Source organism: Bacteriovorax sp. DB6_IX (assembly GCF_000447775.1).
Classification (GTDB): domain Bacteria; phylum Bdellovibrionota; class Bacteriovoracia; order Bacteriovoracales; family Bacteriovoracaceae; genus Halobacteriovorax_A.
Genome location: NZ_AUNJ01000458.1, coordinates 1 through 4,370 on the forward strand (window position 1 = coordinate 1; position 4,370 = coordinate 4,370).

Annotated in this window: 6 protein-coding genes; 1 reads left to right on the top strand and 5 read right to left on the bottom strand. The window is 37.6% G+C overall.

Annotation, left to right across the window (positions count from 1 at the left end; genetic code table 11):
* On the bottom strand, nucleotides 1-244 hold a 244-nt coding region (locus tag M901_RS14150), incomplete at its 3' end, for a hypothetical protein (RefSeq protein ID WP_021278895.1).
* A gap of 2 nt (nucleotides 245-246) precedes the next feature.
* On the bottom strand, nucleotides 247-777 hold the full coding sequence (locus tag M901_RS14155) for a hypothetical protein (RefSeq protein WP_021278894.1): 531 nt from the start codon (nucleotides 775-777) through the stop codon (nucleotides 247-249).
* 104 nt (nucleotides 778-881) lie between these two features.
* Between M901_RS14155 and M901_RS14160 the strand changes: the two genes are divergently transcribed.
* Nucleotides 882-1,589 (top strand): 7-carboxy-7-deazaguanine synthase QueE, encoded by a 708-nt coding sequence (locus M901_RS14160; protein WP_021278890.1) that lies wholly within the window; start codon nucleotides 882-884, stop codon nucleotides 1,587-1,589.
* Between the two features lie 293 nt (nucleotides 1,590-1,882).
* On the opposite strand, the gene M901_RS14165 is transcribed toward M901_RS14160, so the two are convergent.
* The 3 genes from M901_RS14165 to M901_RS14175 all read right to left on the bottom strand — a co-directional run.
* Nucleotides 1,883-2,242 carry a hypothetical protein gene (locus M901_RS14165; RefSeq protein WP_157680037.1) on the bottom strand — a complete coding sequence of 120 codons (360 nt, stop codon included), beginning with the start codon at nucleotides 2,240-2,242 and terminating at the stop codon, nucleotides 1,883-1,885.
* A gap of 101 nt (nucleotides 2,243-2,343) precedes the next feature.
* Complete coding sequence (locus M901_RS14170) at nucleotides 2,344-3,462, bottom strand: DUF2786 domain-containing protein (protein ID WP_021278896.1); 1,119 nt, start codon at nucleotides 3,460-3,462, stop codon at nucleotides 2,344-2,346.
* A 197-nt stretch (nucleotides 3,463-3,659) separates the two neighbouring features.
* Nucleotides 3,660-4,370, bottom strand: a 711-nt coding sequence (locus tag M901_RS14175) for a substrate-binding domain-containing protein (protein WP_157680039.1), incomplete at its 5' end; no start/stop codon positions are given.

The following is a 4,370-nucleotide window of genomic DNA, read 5'->3' on the forward strand; positions in this document are numbered from 1 at the left end:
CAAAGAGCTCATTATTTGCCCCAGCGAAAATATCAGCGCGCATTGCGCGAATAGTCACTGGATGGGCCCTAAATGTTCCTGGCATTGTTTGATTTGGAATAAACTTTGCGGGAGAGACACTCTTGTCAGGAAAAATCTGAACTTTGATTTCTTGCTCAGGCTCCGGTGCAAACATTCTTTGTTCAGCTGCATTAGTTGCTGATTGAAGTTTTTCATATTGTTTTTGAGTATCAAAGTTATCCATAACTACCTCTGCCACTTTCTTTCTAAAAGCTCGATGATTTGTTTTGCGGCCTTCTTATGCTCATTGAAGACGGCCATAAACCCAGGTTTTGCCGCTAGGACATCCGGCCTTAAAATAATGGCCTGGCTACCAAGGGATTCAATAAGTCTTAGCGTCCACTCGAGAACCTCTGGGTCTTTATGTTGAAGTAAGTTCTTAAGTCCATTTAAGAAGTTCATTTGAACTCTCTCGCCACGCTTGTGTGATTCATCAATAATATGTTTTCTCGCAGCACCGAGAACCAAGACAAGAATTTCAGAGTCACGACATTTTTCAAGAGTCTCTAAAATCGAAGTCGTAAAAATGGGACTCAAACTAATTGTGTTATCGAGAATGCAAAGAATCTTAAAGAGATCGGCCCATTGCTCAGACTGATTGATCTCTTGCCAGCTCTTTGCCAGATGCTCTAAGTCCTCTTGCTGGAGCTTGATCTGAGGCCTCTTATTGGCCTGCAAATCAGCGATAATGTCATTAAAAACAGCTTCAATGTTCATAAATAAAGTATATCAGTCACTTACAGACAATGAAACCCTGTAGGACTTACTTATATTGATTTTCTTACATAGTATTAGCAGCTTAGCTATGGTATAAGGCACGAATGGAAAAGAGTTATCTCATCAATGCAATTTATAGGGCCACTGAGGGAGAAGGAGTTCATATCGGAACACCTCAGGTCTTCGTGCGCTTCCAAGGTTGTGCCATTGGTTGTGTTAATTGTGACTCTAAAGATACTTGGGACTTTACTGGTGAATTCATTTCGCTTGAAGAAGTTTGGCAAAGAATTCTTGAGCAATCATTTGATGGAAGAATCAAAAGAGTTTCTATCACTGGGGGAGATCCTCTTCATCCAAAACATGAAAAACAAGTTTTAGAACTGGCCGGTTTTTTAAAGAAGAAAGGTTGGTTTGTAAATATTGAAGCGGCCGGTGTTCGTGTCGTAAATTCAATTTTCGATGTTATCGATTATATTAGCTTTGATTTTAAAACTCCATCAACAGGAGTGAGAACTCGCGTTGAAAATATTGTGAAGTTGAATAAGCAGTTTGGGAATAAGTTTCAGGTTAAGGCCGTGATTGCCGATGAAGCAGATTTTAAGGCGACTTATGATGCTTATAACGAAGTTTTAGCACAGAGTGAAACAATGGACTTTCCTTGGGTCCTGACTCCTTGCTATGAACCGTCTGAAGAGTTTCCAATGGAACGATTTGAGCTTGTCCAGTCCTTGAATGAGAGTCATGGGGCCATGTTTAGGGTTATTGGGCAGCAGCACAAGTGGGTCCACGGACCAGACAAGAAGGAAGTGTAGAAACTGCTCCAGTAAAATGGTGTAAGTAACTAGAAGCTTCTTATCAAAAAAAGCTAAGAGGCGATATATTTCCTCGTACTATTAAATAGATAACTCATTTTAGTTTTTCAGCATATTGCATATGGTAGTTATAATTTATAACTGCCCAAATTCTACCTGAAATTCTTCCACTAAAAACACGCTTGCAACAACCACGAAGAGAGTCGATATGCTGCAAGTACATATTGATATCTTTATTTGTTTTTATAATTTGGATTATTTGGGTGGGCTGAACCCCACGTAAAGGGAGCAGTTTAAACAGGCTCCCTTGAGCGGGCTTCAATCATTTCTGTTCCATATTGTTTGATTGTTTCTAGTGTTACGAGAGTGTAATCGCTTTCTTCAGCAGAAGATTTTTCTGCTTCACTGTGACCACTGCAAACCACGACAAGCTTTGAGTCTTTAGGAACTTTTTTGAGAGCGACTTTAATAATTCCCTTAACTTTATCAAGCTCCGGAGCACAATATACCACATACTTCTTATCTTTTTTAGAAGCTGTGAAGTGCCAAAGGTTGGCCTTATTTTTAGATATGACAACTTCATAGAGATAGCTTTTAAAAACCATCGAACATGAAGTGACAAGCTGGTCTACCTTCTTCTTTTTATTCTTCATCGTCATAGCGCAATTACCTTTATAACTAAACTATAATAGCGTTTTCATTTAATTATATAAAAAAATCTTAACTTTTATTAGATGTCAGTTATTTCCGATACTTAGAATATCTGAGGTTGTAACTTGGATTTATTTATTCCTGAAAGAAATTTAGAAGAACTGCCTTTATTTTGTAAGCCCTTGGAAATCTTAAACTTTTTACCTTTAGCGCTACCGGCACTCGAGGCAGCTGAATCGGTTTTTCCCTTTGAATAACTCTGTCTGAGCTTAGGATAAACTCTCTGGACCCTCAATTGTAAATCATTCTTAATAGAAATGAGATCTTTTGTACTTACTTGAGGACCTGATTGTGGACTCTCTTTTCTTAAACCCTGAGCAACAGTTGAGGCAAAACTTCTCATAAATGAGTTCTTTGCGACCTGACCTTTTAATTTAGGGTTTTCGCGCTTTGCCTCTAGCCAGACCATGTCAATCGAGTGATCTAAATACTGGCAAAGGTAATCTGCAATGAGGATATTAGGTTTAGATCCAATTATCTCTAAGTATCCACCGCCATGCCCTTGATTAAAAACAGGATAGACTTGGAACTCTTTGAGAATCTCATAGATTGCATCATGCTTGGTATTTCTTCGCTTGTATTCCATGACTCTTTTGACGTAACTAACTTCATCATCGGCACCAAGGTTTTCAAGATTATGCTTTAACATGAGGTCGTTGGCCTTCTTTGTTGCCAGACTCGCTTCATGCTGATTAGAGGACTGTCCTAATTTTAGAAGCTTTTCAATTTTCTCTAAGAGGCGCTTTTCATTTTCATCTCTCTTTAAACTCTTAGAAAGATCAATCTGGGATTTTGAGAAGCTCAAATCCCAATTATATGCTTTAAAAATATTTCTAAACTCTACACCATGGTCTTGTTCTGTATACTGGTATTGGACAGCTACCATAAAATGGGCCAATTCGTGCCTAAGGACATTCCTTAAAATATCATCACTCACTTCAAACATGAGCTGCTTATTGAGTGATATCTGGTAGAGCTTAGGATCATACAGGCCAAGATAATTTTTTGATTCGAAAACGACAAAGTTTAGAGGATAGTAAATTCCATTAATGAGAACACGTTTTCCTGAAAACTTAAGATTCATCTCAATCGCCATTATTTGTGTGGCCATTAATCTCATCTTCTTAAGAAATGTCTCTGTTGTTTTTGAATAAATTAGCATAGGACTAAGTTTTACCCAAGATTCGCAAAGAGGTAAACTATTTCTTGTAAACTGCTATACAGAAATGGGGTTGTGAGAAGCATATAAAGCTTTAAAATCAGGTCCTTATTTGCTTTTGTTTTACACAGTTGAGGATATTGAAGTATTTCCTAAATGGTTTCATGGAGATGAGTCGGATTCATCCCCATTTATATGTATCAGTTTTTAAAGGAGTCAATTAGTTCTGATATGTAGCTATTAGAGCTATTTTGAGTATTCGTAAGCGCCCAATAAGAAACTTCCTGATCAGGAATAACCCCAAGCTTCTTCACCCTCTTATTCTTTATCGAATCCTTAGCAACCGACTCCGGCAAAAAACTAATATAATGACTCTTCTCAACAGTTCTCAAAATCAAAGAAGTGTCAGAGAATTCAGCAATATTATCAAAGCGATAATTGCCATCCTGCAAAAACTCATCGACGACTTCGCTGATAATTGAATTTTCAGAATATTTAATAATAGTGCTCTCCTCAAGAATTTTAGGGAAGCGTTTGGTCTTCTTAAGTTTGGAAGAGCAGAGGCAAAAGATTTTATCTGTGTAGAGTATTTGGCCGCGAATTTTCTTTGAGCGACCTGAGTATTGAGAGTCGCAGATTATGAGATCAAGTTTATTGGACTTGATCTCTTTGATAAGAGTTTCTAGGTCTTTTTGGTAAACCTCTAGCTTGATATATTTATTGGCCAGAGCAGGTTTGATAAATTCAAGAATCTGATCATTTGAGATCCAGGGAATAACTCCAATTTTTATAATCTTCTGAGTATTAATATGTTCACTTTTAACGGACTCGATGAGCTCTTCTGATTGCCTAAAGATTTTTTGAGCATGATTGAGAACTTGTTTGCCATTTTCATTGAGAACCAATTTCNT

Excerpts from the sequence above, each read along its gene's own strand:
- M901_RS14170 (WP_021278896.1), bottom strand. The coding sequence starts at position 3,462 with ATGCTAATTTATTCAAAAACAACAGAGACATTTCTTAAGAAGATGAGA.
- M901_RS14160 (WP_021278890.1), top strand. The coding sequence starts at position 882 with ATGGAAAAGAGTTATCTCATCAATGCAATTTATAGGGCCACTGAGGGA.
- M901_RS14155 (WP_021278894.1), bottom strand. The coding sequence starts at position 777 with ATGAACATTGAAGCTGTTTTTAATGACATTATCGCTGATTTGCAGGCC.
- M901_RS14165 (WP_157680037.1), bottom strand. The coding sequence starts at position 2,242 with ATGAAGAATAAAAAGAAGAAGGTAGACCAGCTTGTCACTTCATGTTCG.